Consider the following 18570-nt stretch of genomic DNA (forward strand, 5'->3'; position numbering starts at 1 on the left):
TAATGGCCTCTCCATGAGGTTCTTTTGTCCTGCTCTATTATTCGCGACCGCATTGAATGCTGCGGACATCCACGTCGGCAAGGATGCAAATGCGCCCACCATTGCGCATGCGATCAAGGCGGCGCTGCCAGGGGACACCATCCATCTGGAGCCAAAAGTGTATGAAGACTATGTGGGCTTCTACGGGAAGAAGGGTGAGCCGGGGAAGCCGATCACGGTGGATGGACATGGGGCCACGCTGGATGGGAGTGATGCGCTGGATCCGGCGAAGTGGAAGGCGGTCTCGCCAGGGCTCTTTGCGGCGGAGGAGTTGCTGCCGCGGCTGGATGACGCGATGATCGGACGATGGTTCTTCCTCTTTGATGGAAAGATGCAGCTCATGGGGCGCACGTCCAAAGGCCGCAGCGCGGCGCTGAAGAAGCCTGAGGAGCTGCAGCCGGGTGAGTGGACCTTTATTAAAGACCCGTCCCGGGAGAAACCGCCGTCCAAGAACATCTACGGGACCTTTTACATCAAGCTTGAAGCCGGGAGGACTCTGGCACACGCCAACATCCGTGTGCCGGTGCGTAGCGCAGGTGTGCAGATGAGCGGAGACAATGTGCATCTTGTGATCAAGAACGTGACCGCCACTCACCCATACAATGACGGGTTTAACATCCATGGGGACTGCCGTGATGTGGTGTTTGAAAACATCCGCGCCATCGAGTGCGGGGATGATGGCATCAGCGCGCATGAGTCGGCGCAGTATCGCGTGGACGGGTTTGTGAGCATCGGCAACAGCACGGGCATTTGTGACACGGGTACGGCGCAGACGAGCTATAACCGTGTGTTCATCGCGGGGTGTGTGGGTTTCGACCTCTACTTCCTGGATGCGGGTCGGTATAAGGTGACAAACGCAATCGTGCTTTCATCTTCCTACAATCCGTTCTTCGTCACCAACCGGGCGAATGACACCGTGGAGATGGACATCGACAACGTCTTGATCGAGCGCATCGGGCCACCCACGAAGGCTTTCATTGCGGCAGGCTCCACGGTGCGGGCGAAGCGCTTCACCACGAAGGGGCTGGAGTTCACGACGCGCGGGACGTTCACGCGCGATGGAGAAGCGGACGATGAAAAGATCATCAGTTTGTTAGGCGAGGATGTGCGCAAGATGGTGGTAGAGAGGAAGAAGTAGTTCCCTGTTCGAGGTGGTGTGACGGGTAGCAGCGATTTGGCAGAAAAATTAGGGCAGAAAGATTTCTGCGCCTTGGGCTTCTGAAATTTTTCTGCCATAATCTTTCTGCCCAAACTTCTTTGGGGCATCCCCATCTCTCATCCCTGATCTCATTTCTCATGTCCACAATACCTCGCATCCTTGTGTTTGGCGGCAGCCTTCGCCGCGGCTCTTTCAATCAGCAACTGGCTCAGCTGGCCGCAGAAGGCGCTCGTGAGGCTGGGGCGGAGGTCACGCTCATCGCGCTGCGGGATTTTCCCATGCCGGTCTATGATGGCGATTTGGAGGAGGCCGAGGGCAAGCCGGAGCATGCGGCTCGGCTGAAGAAGCTTTTCAGCGAGTATCATGGGCTCATCATCGCCTCACCGGAATACAACAGCAGCATCTCAGCAGCGCTGAAGAATGCCATCGACTGGGTTTCGCGTGCGGACAGTGATGATGAGAAGCCTCTGTCGGCGATGAGCGGCAAAACCGCGGTGCTTTGCGCGGCCTCGCCAGGTGCGCTGGGTGGTTTGCGCGGGCTGGTGCACCTGCGCGCCATTTTGGGGAACATCGGCATCAATGTGCTGCCGCCGCAGGTGGCAGTTTCGAAGGCGCATGAGTTCTTCAAGGCGGATGGCACGCACTCAGATGAGAAGCAGGCGAATGCAGTGAAGGAACTGGGGCGGACGCTGGCGGGGCATTTGAAGAAGGTGCTGTAGTCGTAGCCTAGCGAGCTGCGCGACTTCCACACCTCTGGTCCTCAAACCGAACCAGGAGACAGCGCTGGTCGGCGGGTTTTGTGCCTTCAGAATTTGGGGCATGAGCTCGCTCACCCATTGCCTCTCCCTTGCTGTTGCTTTGACGATGACTCTGCCTCTTCAGGCGGCGGAGCAGGTGCTGTTCTCCTTTGATGATCACAGCATCCCCTGGCATCACAATCTGAAGCTGACGCTGGAGACGGTGCAGAAGCATCCGGACAATCCCGTGCTTCGTCGCGGGCCTCCAGGATCTGCCGATCATGGGCATGCCATTCTCTACGGCACCGTGATGAAGCAGGGGGACACCTTCCGCATGTGGTATCTGGGCATGCATGAGACAGAGATCAAGGCCGGGCAGGCACCGGGCTGGTGGCGGCCGATGTGCTACGCGGAAAGCAAAGACGGTGTGCACTGGACGAAGCCGGACCTGGGTCTGGTGGAACTGAATGGCAACACGAAGAACAATGTCTGCCTCATCGAGGGCGAGGTCTTCTCCTCCACGCGCGTGAATGACTTCCTGTCCGTGCTGCATGAGCCGGAGGACCCGGATCCGGAGAGGCGATACAAGTGCGCCTACATCGCCCACATGCCGTTTGACGAGGTGAAGGGCGGTCGCACCAAGATTGGGCCTAACGAAAAGCGATGGGGCGCGATGGTATGCGCGACGAGCGCGGATGGCCTCAAATGGAAGGTGGTGGGGGATCACCCGGCGAACGCGGGTGGCGAGCGCTTTGAAGTCAGCAGCTTGTACAAGTTTGGTGATTTCTACTATGGCACGGGCCAGCTCATCAGCCCGTGGTCTTGGCGGCCGGATGGCAGTGACATCGGTCGAGACATGCTGGCGTATCGTTCATCCGATTTCGTCAACTGGTCGAAGGCGAAGGCCTTCTCCTTTGCGCGTGCGGGGCAGATGGCGAACCCGCCGGTGAAGGGGCAGCAGATGCACATGGGCGCGGGGATTTGGAACCGGGGCAATGTGCTGGTGGGCCTGCATGGCATGTGGCAGGACGCGGAGCAGACGCCGCCGAAGGGCGAGAGCTGGAACTACGGCGTGCGGGTCGATCTCGGCCTGCTGGTGAGCAATGACGGCATTCATTTTCGCGAGCCGGTGTCCGGTTTCAAAGTGATCCCGCGCGGCAAGGATGGCGAATGGGATGACATCGCCATCCTTCAGGGGCATGCCTTTGTGAATGAAGGTGACAAGACCATGATCTGGTATTCGCACTGGGACACCGGCAGCAAGCTCAAGGGCATGGAGATCGGCTTGGCCACGCTACGTCGCGATGGTTTTGGTTATCTCAGCCGGAAGGTGCCGGAAAATGACGGGCACTTTGTGACGAGCAACTTTGATGGATCCCAGGAGATCGCGCTAAATGTGGATGGCGTGACGGCGGAGGTTCCTTTGAAGGTGCAGCTCATGGATCATCTGGACAAGCCGCTGGAAGGCTATGAAGTGGCGATCACGAAGAACGGGCTGGATGAGGTGATCGCCTGGCCGAAGCCACTGCCGCAGGGGAAGAAACTGGCGCTGCGGGTGTTCTTCCCGGAGAAGTGCGAGGCGAAGGTTTATGCGGTGTATGTGCGATGACAGGTGATGTTACACTCTGATCCAAACCATCGCCTGAAGGCTTGACTCCAACATGTGCAGACGCGGCATCTCACGTTGGAGTGAAGGCTTTAGCCGATCTGGGATGGTGGACAAAATCTAACGTGCCCAGATCGCCTAAAGGCTAGACTCCAACATTTGTATTCAACATGTCTCTTACCCTCGTCACGGAACTCAATGACACGGACCGTCGTTTGCGGGACCGTGTGCTGAACGGCTTCGTTCCCGATGAAGTCTACGACATTCACACCCACCTCTTCCACACGCGCAGCTTCGCGGAGGGAAGGCGGCCGACGTTCCTGGATGAAGATCGCGGTTATGGCATGGCGGATTTCCAAGCGGCGATGCAGCTGTGGATGCCGGACCGGAAGGTGGAAGGTCTCTTTTTTGGTTATCCCAGCGCCGGGAATGATCGTGTGGGTGAGAACGCGTGGGTGGGCTCTCAGATCGACGCGAGCAGGAACTCGCGGGCGCTGGTGCTTGTGGCACCCACGGATGATCCGGCGGAGGTGCGGCGGCTGATGAGCACGGGCGTGTTCATCGGCATCAAGCCGTATCGGCTGTATGCGGATGTGCCGGACACGAAGGAGGCGGAGATCGAGTCCTACACTCCGGAGTGGATGTGGGAGATCTGCCACGAGCATGATGGCATCCTGATGCTGCACATCATGCTGGCGGATGGCATCACGGATCCGCGCAATGTGGAGGCGATCCGCCGGCTGTGCCGCCGCTATCCGCGCTGCCGGCTGGTGCTGGCGCATGTGGCGCGGTCGTTTAACTACCGCCATGCTCGTGAAGGTCTGCAGGCGCTAGTGGATGTGGATAATGTGGTGGTGGACACTTCCGCAGTCACGCAAGCGGGCGCCTTTCGCGCCGCGCTGGAGATCCTGGGGCCGCGCCGTGTGCTCTGGGGCAGTGACTACATGGTCAGTGAGTTTCGCGGGTCATGCATCTCGCAGGGCGATGGGTTCTCCTGGATTCATCCGGAGCTGGCGAGCGGCCTAACGACTTTTGGTCAATACACCACGGTGGGGATTGAGTCGCTCATGTGCCTGCGAGAAGCCTGTGAGGACACGGGAATGACTCAAGGAGATCTGGCCGATGTGTTTCGGGAGAATGCGCTGAGGTTGATTCGTAGACCGAACTTTCCAGTTCGGTCCTTGGACGAAAATGAGAGCCCCAATTTGGAAACTCGGACCACGGGGAAACCGAACTGGAAAGTTCGGTCTACGACAGGCCCCAACCTCTGGGAAGTCGCCAAGACGAAGATCTCGTGTGGCACGGGGCTGCTTTCGAAGCGAGCGCATCTGTTTGATCCGCAGACCTGGCCTTCGTATTTCTCGCGGGCGAAGGGCGCGAATGTCTGGGATCTGGATGACCGGCGCTACACGGACTTCACCGGAGGTGTGGGGGCAATCTTGCTCGGCCATGCGGATGATGAGGTGAACGCGGCGGTGAAGCGACGCGTGAACCTGGGCAGCTACAGCACGCTAGCCTCGCCAGACGAGGTGATCTTGGCGGATGTCTTGTTAGGCCTGCATCCCTGGGCAGGGAAGGTGCGTTATGCGCGTGGAGGTGGCGAGGCGCTGAACCTGGCAGTGCGGATCGCGAGAGCGGCCACGGGGAAGAGCGGTGTGGCATTCTGCGGGTATCATGGCTGGAGTGACTGGTATCTCGCCGCGAACCTCGGTGATGATGCGGCGCTGGATGGTCATCTGCTGCCGGGCCTGCAACCGCTGGGTGTGCCGCGTGAGCTGGCGGGGACCGCGGTACCGTTTCGCTACAATGATCCAGACTCATTCCATGCCGCGACGCAGAGGCTGGAGGGCAGGCTCGCGGCGGTCGTGATGGAGCCGATGAGGTCGGAGCATCCGCGTGATGGTTTTCTGCAAACTGTGATCAGCGCCACGCATGAGGCAGGTGCGGTGTTTGTGCTGGATGAGGTGACGAGCGGCTGGCGCTATGGGTTTCCGGGCGCGGCGCAGGTGCTAGGCATCCAGCCAGATCTGGCGGTGTATGCGAAGGCGATGTCCAACGGCTTTCCGTGCGGAGCTATCGTGGGTGGGGAGGCCGTGATGAGCGCGGCAAATGACAGTTTCATTTCCAGCAGCTACTGGACAGATGGCGTGGGCACGGCGGCGGCGCTGGCCTGCATCAGCAAGATGCAGCGTGAAGGCGTGCAGCAGCACGTGTGGGAGCTGGGAGGCAGGCTGCAGGCCGGTTTGCGTGAGGTGGCGCAGAGGCACGAATCTCTGCAGGTGAAGGTGGGGGGCATGCCGTGTGCTCCCTCACTTGCTTTCGGGCTTGGTGGTGATGCTGCGGCAGCGAAGGCGCTGATGATCCGGCACATGCTGGAGCGCGGCTTTTTGATATCGAGCCAGCTCTATGTCACATGGAGCCATACACCAGGGATGGTGGATGACATGCTGAGTGCGCTGGATGCTTCACTGGCGCTAGTGGTGGCTTCTCAGGAACGTGGGGGATTGAAGTCGGAGTCTGGGGTGGGGGATGTGCAGCAGGGGTTCGCGAGGCTAGTCTAAGCCAAGATCATTTTAACCGCTGATTAGACGCTCATGGGACGCTAATATCAGAAGGATTTATTAGCGTCTGATTAGCGTCCTATTAGCGGTTAGAAATGGTTCAAGGAGCGGTGGCAAGGTGGCGTGATTGTAAGAAGTTTTTCATGAACAGGCAGATGTCACTGCGGGAAGGGCGAGAAGTCAGCGGAAGTTAAAGAATGAGGCTGGAAATGGGGGCGGGGACGTAGAGACTGCTGACGATTCCGCCAGCCTCCCTCCCAGCCACGCATGAAGCTTCTGACCTCCCGTTTTCCATTTCCGATCTGTTTGTTAGCCGCCCTGACCATGGGCAGCGCCCGCTCTAAAGCGGCGGTTTATGAGGTGGGGCCGGGGAAGGAGCATCCGAGCATCGGCTCGGTGCCTTGGGAGGCGCTGGGGGCGGGGGACACGGTGCGCATTCACTGGCGGTCGAAGCCTTATCAGGAGAAGTTCATCGTGTTTGGCCGTGGGACGGCGGAGAAGCCGATCACGATCAGCGGTGTGCCGGGGCCGAAGGGGCAGTTGCCGGTGATCGACGGGCGGGATGCGAGCACGCGGCCGCAGCTCAAGTACTGGGGGCAGGAGCGTGGTGTGTTTAAGATCGGTGGGTCCAACCACAGCACCACCACGCCGGGGCACATCATCGTGGAGAATCTGGAGATCCGTAGCGCGCGGCGGCCCTACACGTTTAGCGGACGTCGTGGAGCCGAGGTGTATAAGAAGGACGCGGCGAGCCTGAATGTGGAGATCGTGGAGCATCTGGTGCTGCGCAATCTAACGCTGCACGACAGCAGCAACGGGCTGATGGTAAGCCCGCAGTCCAAGGATGTGCGCGTGGAAGGCTGCCACATCTATGACAACGGGAATCCGGACAGCATCAGCGAGCACAACGCGTACAGCGAGGCGATCGGCATGGTGTATGAGGGGAATCACTTTGGCCCGCTGCGTGAAGGCTGCCGGGGCAACAATTTGAAGGACCGCTCCGCCGGCCTGGTGGTGAAGAACAACTGGATCGAGGGAGGGAATCGCCAGCTCGATCTGGTGGAGGCGATGGGGAACTCGGCGATCCTGTATGCGCCGGAGTATCGCCTAACCAAGGTTTACGGAAATGTGCTGATCGAGCTGGAGGGGCCGGGCAACAATCAGGTGGTGCATTACGGCGGGGACATGGGAGATGCGAGCCAGTATCGCAAAGGGGTGCTGCAGTTTTATAACAACACGGTGGTGTCATATCGTGTGAAGCCGACGGCGCTTTTCCGCGTGTCCAGCGAGGATGAGACGGTGGAGTGCTGGAATAACATTGTGTATGCCAAATCAGGGAAGGGTGCGCTCTCGCTGATGGTGACGGTGGGCACACTGAAGCTCGGGAAGAACTGGCTGAGCAGCGGCTGGGCGAAGAGTCATGAGGACTTTAAAGGCAGCGTGGATGTGCTGGAGCCTGCGCTGGAGGGTGAGGAGCCCGGATTTGTGGACCTGGAGCAGCGGGACTTCTTACTGAAGCCTGGTTCACCCTGTCTAAATGCCGCCGCCACCCTGCCAAAGGGCTGGACGCTGCCTGACAGCCGTTATCTGAAGCATCAGAAGGTGGAGAAGCTGCCTGAGGGGGCTCCACGCAGCCTCGGTGCGCCTTGAGTCTGGCCGGTTGATTCCGTTTGTCTTTTTATTGGTTAGCCCATGCATTCCCCCCGCGTCATGCGCACACGCCTTCTCTCCACACTTTCCCTCCTGATGCTGGCTGGCATCAGCCATGCCGCGCCACCTTTGCAAGACGGCTGGGAGGAGGGGTATGTGAATGGGGGTGCCACGGGCGCGCATGTGCTGGGCTGCTGGAAGTTTGATGACATGCCGCTGGTGGATGCCTCCGGACATGGGGCGCAGCTCATGATCGCCGGAGCGGCGCCCAATGCGAAGGGGCGCTTTGGTGGCGGGCTCTCATGCCGGATCTCGCCAGTGGCCACGCGCTACTCCGTGGTCACGGCGCCTTCACTGGCGAGGCTTTCGCCAGCGGGTGCCTTCTCCGCCGATCTGTGGGCGCGTGTGACGATGGACCAGTTTCCACAGGATCCGGCGCATCTGCTGGACAAGATGGACAAGACGCAGAATGACTACAAATGGAGCTTGCAGCCGGTGGATGCAGGTGGGCGTCGGCGCATGGTGGTGACGCTGGGCTTCGGCACGTTTGTGAAAGAGTTTCGCTCTGAGCCGGTGCTGCTGCCGGTGGGTGAATGGCGGCATCTGGCCTTCAGCTATGACGGGACAGGGCGCGTGGAGTTCTTCATCGGCTCAGACTCGGCAGGTGGCGAGCTGGCGGAGCGCTGCGGTCCGGTCACGGCAGGCGCGCTGCCGCTGAGCATCGGGGATGGATTGTACAACCACTACGGGTTTCCGGGCGAGATCGATGAAGTGCGGCTTTGTGATGGTGTGCGCGGCTTCGCGGCCTTTGCACTGGAGGTCATCGGGCCGCGCAAGATCTGGGAGCGCTATGAGCGCGGCACGCCACTGAAGGTGGTGTGCACGAACCTCATGCCTAACAAACTTAAGGGAGCAGGTCTGAGCTACTCGCTCGGCGGCGGGACGCAGTCCTTCATCCTGCCTGATCTGGCGCCCGGAGAAAAATACGGGACTGAGTACGGGCCGGACACGGGGTTGAAGCCTGGAGACTACCTGCTGGAGGTGGTGATGAGCAGCGGCGGGAGGAAGCTGAGCCAGAAGACGACTCTGAAGATCATGCCGCGCCAGCCTGCGGTGATGCCGGTGATCCTGCGTGAGGCCAAGGCGGAGGATCTGCCGCGTCTGCGCGAGCTGGGTGCCACGCACTGGACAGGCCTGACCAATGAGAATGACACGCTGGTGGGTTTGTATGGGCGGCGCACGGCGGAGGTTTCCCAGCCGCTTCTGGAGGCCGGAGTGGCCTCGGGGCTGCATGCTGTGGCAGCGCTGGAACTCTGGCGCCATGCGGATGAGAAAGTGCACGTCTGGCGCATGGACCGGGACGGCAAGCCCCATGAGCCGCATGTGGTGGATGCCGCGAGTTCGATCATGCTCGCGCTGAACGTGAACTCCGCACAGCGTTTCACCACAGCCTTTCGTGAATGCATGACCTGGTCCGGCACCTGGCTGAACGCGGAGCCGGTGAGCAGGGCGCGCCCAGGCTTCAGCAGGGAGGAGCGTGAGTCCTATCGAAAAGCATCGCAACGAGAGATCCCGGACGAGGTGCAGGATGGCGGCGGTGTGGACTGGAGGAAGCTGGCGGGCTTCCCGCAGAATCGTGTGGTGCCGGATGATCATCCTGTCCTCGGTTACTACCGCTGGTTCTGGAGCGGCGGGCATGGCTGGAAGGCTGCGAACGACGGCTGGTGTCAGGGGCTGGAGAAGAAGCGCCAGGAACGGACGGATGTGTGGACGCTGAGCGAGCCTGCGGTGCGCCAGCCATCCGTCGGCGGAGCCCTTGGCCGTGTGACCTATCTCGCGGACCGGGCGCTGGACAACCGTCAGCCTCTCCAGTCGGGATTGTGCGTGGACCAGCTGCTGGCGATGAGCCATGCGAGCGGCCTGGGGCAGGGGGTGTTTGGCATGGTGCCGCTGAGCTGGGAACGCGGCGCTGTATCTCCCCCGGGCGCGAAGGGCACCGCGGCGGAGATTCATGTGCAGGAGAATGGCGGCGGACCGGTGGCACGGGTGACGCTCTCGCCCTCCATCTTGAAGGAGTCATTGTGGATGACGCTCGCGCGGCCGGTGAAGGGCATGATCTTTCCTGGCTGGCAGGCACTGATTCCAGCGCAGGGTGGATCAAGCGCGGAGCGGCCTACCCATTTGTATGCTTACACTGCGTTTCGTGATCTTGCAGATCGCGTGATGCGGCCTCTCGGCCCCATGCTGACGAAACGGGAGCCGCTGCGCTCGCAGGTGGCCTTTCTGGAGAGCTTCACCTCGCAGGTGTTCGCCGGGCGCGGGCTGTATCGGGGGGCATCACCGCGCTCGCTGGAGATCTGGCAGGCTCTGCAACGCGGGCATGTGCAGACGGATATTGTTTACGAGGAGATGCTGGGCAATGGCGGTCTCGATGGCCGCAAGGTGCTGGTCATGACGGAGTGTGATGTGCTGCCTGCCAGTGTGGTGGAGCATTTGATCAAGTGGCAGCAAGGGGGAGGCAAGATCCTGGCAGATGAGAATCTGTGTCCGGGACTGAAGGCGGACGCGCTGCTCTCCAAGACAGGAGAAATCAGCGCGCAAGACACTGGCCTAACAAGGAGGGCGGAAGAACCGAAGGTGCGCAGGGATGCTCCCGCAGGCGCGGCGGAGAACGCCGGGCAGGCTGTCTTCCAGGATTTGGACAAAAAAGCGGAGCTCGAGGCCGTGAAAGCGGCGGCATCTGCGGCGACTTCCGCGGATTCACTGCCCAAGGCACTGGCACGGCTGTGCGAAGGGCTCGGCTGGGCACCGCAGTTCCGCTGTGACAATGACGACATCATCCTGCATGCGAGCCGCAATGGCGAGGCGACCTGTCTCTTTGTGGTGAATGATCGCCGGGAGGCAGGGAACTATGTGGGTCAGCATGGGCTGGTTTTGGAGAATGGCGTGCCATCGCTCGGCACGCTGAATCTCGGCACAGAGACGGTGAATGTGTATGACCTCACGCGGGCTGCCTTCATGCTACCCAAGCGCGAGGACAGCGGGCTGACGATACCGCTGCGGCTCGGTCCCGGCGAAGGCCGTGTGTTCATGATCTCTCCCGCGCCGATTCTGGATGTGACGCTGGATCTGCCGGAGACCGCGATGTGTGGCAATGTGGCCGAGGCGGTGATCAAAGTCACGACCACCGGCGGCAAGCCCATGCCGGCCGCCATCCCGGTGCAGGTGCGCATTCGCGATGCCGAAGGCGCCACGGCTGAGTGGGATGGCGCGTATGTGGTGGAGAATGGATCTCTCACGTTGAAACTGCAGCTCGCCAGCAATGAGACACCGGGGACCTGGGAAGTGCATGTGCGTGACCTCGCGTCGGGGATCGAGACGGCGAAGTGGATGAAAGTCAGTAAGTGATTCCTGATTTTGGATTCCTGAATCCTGATTCATTCCCAGACCGGGTTAACCGCTGTAAACTCCATCTCATGTTTTGTGCTTCCCAGATGGAGAAGCGCTGGCAGAATGACGTTTCACTTTCTCCAGCCATGACCACTCTTTCCAGCCGCCGTCAGTTTCTTTCCACGTTTGCGATGGGGGCGCTCGGTGCGCGTGCCAGTGCGCAGGAGGAAGGCGTCCCGCTGCCGAAGTTTCCGCCGACGCGGATGATCACGAAGGGGCCGGGGTATCATTGGTTCGCTTACTATGACAAGCTGCAGTTCTCGCCAGACAATCGCTTTGTGCTCAGCCACAAGGTGAACTTCGAGCATCGCTCCCCGACGGCGGATGATGTGATCGAGGTGGGCATGGTGGACCTGCAGGAAAATGACAAATGGATCCCGCTGGGCAAGTCCAGCGCGTGGTGCTGGCAGCAGGGCTGCATGCTGCAGTGGATCCCGGGCACGGAGTCTAAAGTGATCTGGAATGACCGCGAGAAGGACAAGTTTGTGAGCCACATTCTGGATGTGAAGACGGGTGAGAAGCACACGCTGCCCGCGCCCATCTATGCACTGGCCCCGAATGGCAAGGAGGCGGTGAGCTGTGACTTCTCCCGCGTGGCGGACTGTCGTCCAGGGTATGGTTATGCAGGCATCCGGGATCGTTTCTTTGATGACATGGCTCCAGAGGGGAGCGGAGTCACGCATGTGAATCTGGAGACCGGGGCGGAGAAACTGATCGTGAGTCATGCGCTGCTGGCGAAGACGGGCACGGTGATGGACAATCATCCGGACTCGAAGCACCACGCCTATCATTTGCTCGTGGGCCCGGATGGGAAGCGCTTCATCATGCTGCACCGCTGGACCCAGCCGAAGGGCGGGCACCTCACCCGCCTCATCACGGCGAACATGGATGGCAGTGATCTGCGCATCGTGATTCCGAACGGCTACGCCTCCCACTTCATCTGGAGGGATGCCGCGCACATTCTATCCCAGGGTAAAAATTGGTTAGGCAATCCCGAGTGGGGTGATTTCCTCTTTGAGGACAAGGACAGCGGCATCGTGGCAGAGATCGGCCATGGTGTGCTGGATGGCAGCGGCCACCTCACCTACCTGAAGAACAACGAGTGGATCCTGAACGACACGTATCCCAAAGGCGTGCGTCGCATCCAGACGCCACATTTGTATCACATCGCCACGAACAAGCGGATTGATCTCGGTTACTTCCCGCAGCCGCCGGAGTATAAGGGTGAGTGGCGCTGCGACTGCCATCCGCGATCCAGCCGGGATGAGCGCTGGGTGTGCGTCGATGCCCCAGATGGGGCGAACGGGAGGCAGCTGCACCTCATCGATATTCAAGGGCTGATGGACGTGTGATGCGCGAAAGCGCGGAGCGTCCTGGTGTGCGCCGGTCCTCCGGCGCTTTCCGACGAAGCGAGTGATCAGCCAACTTCCAGTCGACGAAATAACCTCACCAGACGTTCGACGATAGCCTGCGCGAAGCTTCTCGCTAGGCCTTCAAGAGCGCCAGAGGAAAGGCGCAGTCCAGGACGCTGGAGCGATGTTCACGGTACCATCGTCATCAAGATTGAATGTTACTTCGTCACCTTGGCCACACCGGTTTCGGTGACTTCGACCACGCCTTTGTTGTAGAGCACGGAGCTCCAGGTTGAGCCGCTGTCAGAATGGGTTTCGGTGCTGAGCTGGTCGGTTTCGGAACGGACCATGTGCCTGGTCAGATCGATCCAGGCGATGGCGCGGGTGTCGGGGCAGCGGACGCCCTCGCGGTAGCCGCTGAGCTTGCCCTCCATGAGGAGGTATTTGCGGTAGCGCTGTGACTCCGGGTCAAACTCCACCACCATGGCAAACTTCTCCTCCTGGTCTTCGGCCTGCGCCTCGGAGACGATATACTTTCCAGCTACCCGTTTCTCCGTGGCCGTGGCTTTGGCGACGATGGTGCGGCCATCATGGGTGGTGCTGATGGTGATGTCATAGGCGCGTGCTTTGGGGTAAATCTCAAGCGCGGGCTCCTTGAGCTTGTCGTCATGCGGCATGGCGACGATCTGCTGGAGGCGCTTTTCGGAGAGGCGATCGCCAGCGGTGGCCAGGAGAGGAAGCAGCGGGATGGCGATGAGAAGAGGAAGCCGCAATTTCATGAGGGGGGAGGTGTTTCGTGATGTTGAATGAGCCTATCTGCGATGGCGAGCTTTTTGGTTGGCATCGACTTCGCGAGATTGCGAGAGATGCGGCGTTATAGGGGGACAAAATCTCTGGATGAAACGGCTCTTTCTCACTCTCCTGCCTCTGCCCCTGGGCCTTGCGACGCTGCATGCTGCGGAATCTGCGCGCGTTGGGGCGGTTCAGTTTAACCGGGATGTGAGGCCGATTTTGTCGGAGAACTGCTTTGCGTGTCATGGGTTTGATCCGAAGCATCGCGAGGGCGGCCTGCGGCTGGATACGTTTGATGGAGCGACGGAGGATCGCGATGGAGCGCGTGGGCTGGTGCCCGGAGACTTGGCGAAGTCGGATGCGTGGCAGCGGATCATCAGTGATGACAAGGATGAGGTGATGCCTCCGCCGAAGTCGCACAAGGCTCCGCTCACGGTGGCTCAACGAGAAGTGTTGAAAAAGTGGATCGAGCAGGGGGCGAAGTATGAGAAACACTGGTCCTTCATTCCGCCAAAGGTGAGCGCTTTGCCGGTTGCTCCTGCGGGGGAAGACAGGGGCAAGCTTTCGCCGATTGATCAGTTCATCCTGGCGCGGCTGGATGAGGAGGGGCTAAAGCCTTCGCCGCAAGCCGAGGCGACGACGCTGATCCGCCGTGTGTCCCTGGATCTCACGGGGCTGCCGCCGACGACGAAAGAGGTGGATGAGTTTATGAAGGCTTTCGCGAAGAATGAAGAAGCGGCGTACCGTGCGCTGGTTGAACGTTTGTTAGGTAGCAAGCACTATGGCGAGCGCTGGGGACGGTGGTGGCTGGACCAGGCGCGGTATGCTGACTCAAACGGCTACTCTATTGATGCGCCGCGGCAGATCTGGAAGTTTCGTGACTGGGTGATCAGCGCTCTGAACGCTGACATGCCATTTGATGAGTTCACGATCGAGCAGATGGCCGGGGATCTTTTGCCCAAGGCCACGGAGGCGCAGAAGATCGCCACCGGGTTTCATCGGAACACGCAAATCAATCAAGAGGGCGGGATTGATAAGGAGCAGTTCCGGATCGACAGCGTGTTTGACCGTGTAGCCACAACGGGGACGGTGTGGCTGGGGCTGAGCATCGGCTGCGCGCAGTGCCATGACCACAAGTTCGACCCGATCGAGCAGAAGGAGTATTACCAGATGTTTGCCTTCCTGAACAACCAGGATGAGCCGACGCTGAAGGTCTTTGACCCCAATGTGGATGTAGGTGCGATGACGGCGGAGTTTAAAGAGATCACGGCGAAGCTCGAGGCGATGGTGAAGGCCCGCCAGGATGAGGTGGCGGCGTGGGAGAAGGAGATGTCTGCCGAGTTCCGCGAGAAGCTGACGGGCAGTGTGAAGAAGGCGGTGGCCAAGCCTGTGGTGAAGCGCACGCTGGCAGAGAATCTGGCGCTGTTTGCCATCATCGCCCCGCCGAGTGATGAGCTGCGGATCCTGAGCGACCGGCACAAGGAGCTAGACACGCTGCTGAATCAAGGCACGACGACCCTCGTGATGAAAGAGTTGGCGCAGCCGCGCAAGACGACTGTTTTCATCAAAGGGGACTTCACACGTCCGGCGGATGAAGTGAAGCCTGGCACGCCGAAGGTGCTGCATGCGATGAAGGCGGGATCTGCGCAGCCTAACCGAATGGATCTGGCGAAGTGGATCGTGAGTCCGGAGAATCCACTGACGGTACGGGTGATGGTGAACCGTCTCTGGCAGCAGTATTTCGGGCGTGGGATCGTGGAGACGGAGAATGACTTTGGCATGCAGGGCACGGTGCCATCGCACCCGGAGCTGCTGGACTGGCTGGCGGTGGAGTTCATGGCGAAGAAATGGAGCCTGAAGGAGATGCACCGGCTCATCGTGAGCTCACGCACCTACAAGCAGAGCAGCAGCGCCACGCCGCAGCTGGCCGAGGCGGACCCGCAAAACTATCTGTTAGGTCGTCAATCGAGACTGCGCCTGGATGCGGAGGTGGTGCGGGATGTGTGTCTCGCGGCCAGCGGGCTGCTTTCGCCCAAGGTGGGCGGGCCGCCGGTGTATCCGCCGATTCCGGATGGTGTGATGGGCCAGGGGCAGGTGAAGCGTGTGTGGACGGTGAGCAAGGGCGCGGACCGGTATCGGCGCGGGCTCTATACCTTTGTGTACAGGGCATCTCCACCGCCCTCCCTGACGGTGTTTGATGCGCCGGAGGGATTCAGCACCTGCACGCGCCGGATCCGCAGCAACACGCCACTGCAGGCGCTGACGCTGATGAATGACGGGGGCTTCTTTGAGTTCGCGACGGCGCTGGCGAAGATCATTCAGAAGGAGGGGCTGGAGGTTGCTTTCCGCCGCTGCACCACGCGGGCTCCGAAGGCGGATGAGCTGGCGGTTTTGCAGAAGCTGGATGCGCTGAACGCGGCGCGGGTCTTGTTGAACCTGGATGAGACGGTGACGCGCGAATGAGTTCGGAGTTGTAGGCCAGAGGCCGGAGTTGGGCGTTCGGCCTTGTGGCGGCATTTTCACCCTTAATCCTTCTACCGAAACCGCTGTGGCGAAGGCCGATGGCAGAGGAGGCTTGCCATGGGGGCGGGGTGCGGCTCAAATGGGCATTATGTCTGACAATGTGACCGTGACCGAGCCAACCGCTGCCGCTGAACCTTTCCGCATTCTTTTCCTGGGTGATGTGGTGGGGGAGCCTGGACGCAAGGGGGTGGCGACGCTGCTGCCGCTGCTGAAGGAGGAACTGAAGGTGGACTTCGCGATCGTGAATGGTGAGAACGCGGCGGGTGGACGTGGCATTACGCCGAAGATCGCCATCGGGCTGATGCGCGCGGGTGCGGCGGTGATCACCACCGGAGATCATATCTGGGACCAGAAGGAGATCCTGCCTTTCATGCAAGATGAGCCGCGACTGCTGCGGCCGATCAACTACCCCTCCAATGCGCCAGGGCAGGGAACGGTGGTGCTGGAGACGAAGCGCGGGAAGGTGGGTGTGATCAATCTGCAGGGCCGTGTGTTCATGAAGGAGGGCATGGAAAACCCCTTCACGGCCATCACCGAAGCGGTGACGGAGATGCGCAAGGAGACGCCGATCATCTTTGTGGATTTCCACGCTGAGGCCACCAGTGAGAAGGTGGCCATGGGCTGGCATCTGGATGGGCTTGTGAGCGCGGTGGTGGGTACGCACACGCATGTACCGACGGCGGATGAGCGCGTGCTTCCAAAGGGCACGGCGTATCAAAGTGATGCCGGGATGTGCGGGCCGATGGAGTCAGTGATCGGCAGTGAGATCCAGCCGGTGCTGGAGAGATTTCACACCGCCATGCCAGCTCGGTTTGGCATCGGCAAAGGTGCGGTGAGGCTGAACGGCGTGCTGGTGACCGTGGACCCGACGACGGGGAAGGCCATGGCGATCGAGCGCGTGGCGCGGACGTGGCATGAATGAGTGAGGTGTGACCTCACTCATTGAGCAAGTGCATGCTTATGCCTTTGGCTTGATGTCCAGACCGTTGAGCCAAGGGGCTGTGATGGGTGGCGGCATGCCACCAAAGGGCTGATAGGCCGGGAGCTGGATGACGCTCATGCTGTGCGCCTGAGATGCAATGAAGAAGAGCGTGTCCGCGCAGTCGCCGGTGGAGATCATCTTGGCCTTGTGCTCTTCCGTGGGCTGCACGGGGCGCAGCTTGACAAGCGGTGTCAGGGCCTCGCCAGGCGCATACTCAGAAAGGACAATGTTGTGCGCATTGAGTTGCATGCGCGCGGTGAGCAGCAGGCCATGCACGGCCCATTTGCTGGCGGTGTAAGGCACGCCAGCATAGGAGTCGTAGCCATGACCAGCGGTGGATGAGACGACCACGATCTTGCCGCCGCCATTTTCGGCCATGGGGCCGGAGACAGCCTGGATCATGTTCACCACGCCGAGCACATTGATGTCGATCACTTTGCGCCAGCTTTCCTCAGAGGCAATGCGTGCAGGATCTGCATGCGCCATGAAGCGGTCCGGGGTGTTGATGCCGGCGGTGTGGATGAGCACGTCAGGCGTGCCGTGCTTCAGCACCTCGGCCATCGCAGCGGCAATGCTGCCGGTGTCCGCCACATCACAGACGATGGGCACGATGCGAGACGAGAGGGCTGTGGTTTCCTGGAGAGATGCCAGCGTGCGGCCGAAGATGAATGTGCGCGCTCCGGCCTCGGCGAAGCGCTTCGCCGCTGCCTGTCCCATGCCGCCGCCACCGCCGGTGACGATGACGCTCTTGTCTGTCCAGTTTTGTTCCATGCGCCGATGGCTAGCGAGCATGCGCGCCGCGTCCAGAGCGTGAACGATAAAATCATCTTCGGGCTCATCTGCCTCCATTTTCCTGCTTGAGATGCGGCGGGTTGAGCGTTGGCTCCCTCTCATGCGTATTCTTCTGCCCCTTCTCTTTCTTCCGTGCCTTGCCCTGGCTCAAAACTCCGTCAATCCACCGAAGGGTGAGCCGACGAATGCTGCCGAGGCTGCCGTGCAAAAAGCGAAGGCGGATGCCGAAGTGGATGCAAAGTATCAAGAGCTGGTGGCCAAGCTGCCGCCGGACCAGCAGGCTTGGGAAAAGGTGCTGCAGGACCAACTCGGCGGCTTCTACCTGCCTATCCACAAGCGTGAAAAGATCATGGGGCGCTCCAGCGCCTGGGATTTTGTTCAGGATGATCCGAAACTGCCGCGCGTGCTCTTGATCGGCGACTCGGTATCGCGTGGTTACACGCAGGCCGTGCGCAAAGCGCTGGCTGGGAAGGTGAACGTGCATCGTGCTCCGGCGAACTGCGGGCCGACGGCCACGGGCCTGAAGAACATTGATGTCTGGCTCGGCGATGGGAAGTGGGACCTCATTCATTTTAACTTCGGCATCCATGATCGGAACACGCCGATCCCCGATTATGAGCAGCGCCTCACGCAACTGGTCGAGCGGTTGCAGAAGACCGGTGCGAAGCTCATGTGGGCCAGCAGCACGCCCTGCCCGGACACGAAGGACGGTAAATACAAAGCCGCGCCGATCCCGGAGCGCAATACCGCGGCGGCTGAGGTGATGAAAAAGCATGAGATTCCGGTCGATGACCTCTTCACGGCCATCACCCCGCACCTCGCCGCGATGCAGAATCCTGATGATGTGCACTTCAATGCCAAGGGGTATGATTTCCTTGGCGAGAACGTGGCGAAGGCTATTGAGGCGCAACTGAAGTAAGCAAGACT

12 protein-coding genes are annotated in these 18570 nt (G+C 60.5%); 10 read left to right on the forward strand and 2 right to left on the reverse strand.

The window, feature by feature from the left end; genetic code table 11:
* Positions 1-13: 13 nt before the first annotated feature.
* The 7 genes from BGE01nite_RS06130 (at position 14) to BGE01nite_RS06160 (ending at position 12554) form a co-directional block, all read left to right on the forward strand.
* Positions 14-1177, forward strand: a complete 1164-nt coding sequence (locus tag BGE01nite_RS06130) for a right-handed parallel beta-helix repeat-containing protein (RefSeq protein ID WP_146849502.1) — start codon at positions 14-16, stop codon at positions 1175-1177.
* Positions 1178-1335: 158 nt separating this feature from the next.
* On the forward strand, positions 1336-1917 hold the full coding sequence (locus BGE01nite_RS06135; protein ID WP_146849504.1) for an NADPH-dependent FMN reductase: 582 nt from the start codon (positions 1336-1338) through the stop codon (positions 1915-1917).
* Between the two features lie 100 nt (positions 1918-2017).
* Positions 2018-3544: a glycoside hydrolase family protein gene (locus BGE01nite_RS06140; RefSeq protein ID WP_146849506.1), complete on the forward strand. Its 1527-nt coding sequence runs from the start codon at positions 2018-2020 to the stop codon at positions 3542-3544.
* 167 nt (positions 3545-3711) lie between these two features.
* Positions 3712-6102 carry an aminotransferase class III-fold pyridoxal phosphate-dependent enzyme gene (locus BGE01nite_RS06145; protein WP_146849508.1) on the forward strand — a complete coding sequence of 797 codons (2391 nt, stop codon included), beginning with the start codon at positions 3712-3714 and terminating at the stop codon, positions 6100-6102.
* A gap of 267 nt (positions 6103-6369) precedes the next feature.
* The gene (locus BGE01nite_RS06150; protein WP_146849510.1) at positions 6370-7752 is read left to right on the forward strand and encodes a right-handed parallel beta-helix repeat-containing protein; all 1383 of its coding nucleotides are present in this window, start codon (positions 6370-6372) and stop codon (positions 7750-7752) included.
* 60 nt (positions 7753-7812) lie between these two features.
* Entirely contained in the window at positions 7813-11160 is a 3348-nt protein-coding gene (locus BGE01nite_RS06155; RefSeq protein WP_170266628.1) for a LamG-like jellyroll fold domain-containing protein, read from the forward strand.
* A gap of 128 nt (positions 11161-11288) precedes the next feature.
* Positions 11289-12554: a hypothetical protein gene (locus BGE01nite_RS06160; protein ID WP_146849514.1), complete on the forward strand. Its 1266-nt coding sequence runs from the start codon at positions 11289-11291 to the stop codon at positions 12552-12554.
* 218 nt (positions 12555-12772) lie between these two features.
* Here the strand turns inward: BGE01nite_RS06160 and BGE01nite_RS06165 are convergent, their stop codons facing one another.
* Positions 12773-13333: a hypothetical protein gene (locus tag BGE01nite_RS06165; protein WP_146849516.1), complete on the reverse strand. Its 561-nt coding sequence runs from the start codon at positions 13331-13333 to the stop codon at positions 12773-12775.
* 118 nt (positions 13334-13451) lie between these two features.
* Between BGE01nite_RS06165 and BGE01nite_RS06170 the strand changes: the two genes are divergently transcribed.
* Positions 13452-15809 (forward strand): PSD1 and planctomycete cytochrome C domain-containing protein, encoded by a 2358-nt coding sequence (locus BGE01nite_RS06170; protein WP_146849518.1) that lies wholly within the window; start codon positions 13452-13454, stop codon positions 15807-15809.
* Positions 15810-15957: 148 nt separating this feature from the next.
* Positions 15958-16791, forward strand: a complete 834-nt coding sequence (locus tag BGE01nite_RS06175) for a TIGR00282 family metallophosphoesterase (RefSeq protein WP_146849519.1) — start codon at positions 15958-15960, stop codon at positions 16789-16791.
* A 36-nt stretch (positions 16792-16827) separates the two neighbouring features.
* On the opposite strand, the gene BGE01nite_RS06180 is transcribed toward BGE01nite_RS06175, so the two are convergent.
* Positions 16828-17643: an SDR family oxidoreductase gene (locus tag BGE01nite_RS06180; RefSeq protein ID WP_170266629.1), complete on the reverse strand. Its 816-nt coding sequence runs from the start codon at positions 17641-17643 to the stop codon at positions 16828-16830.
* Positions 17644-17743: 100 nt separating this feature from the next.
* Here BGE01nite_RS06180 and BGE01nite_RS06185 point away from each other — a divergent pair, with 100 nt between their 5' ends.
* Complete coding sequence (locus BGE01nite_RS06185; RefSeq protein ID WP_146849523.1) at positions 17744-18562, forward strand: SGNH/GDSL hydrolase family protein; 819 nt, start codon at positions 17744-17746, stop codon at positions 18560-18562.
* The last annotated feature ends 8 nt before the right edge of the window (positions 18563-18570 follow it).

Origin of the sequence: Prosthecobacter gellanilyticus, from assembly GCF_007992435.1 — a bacterium.
In the GTDB taxonomy this organism is placed as follows: domain Bacteria; phylum Verrucomicrobiota; class Verrucomicrobiia; order Verrucomicrobiales; family Verrucomicrobiaceae; genus Prosthecobacter; species Prosthecobacter gellanilyticus.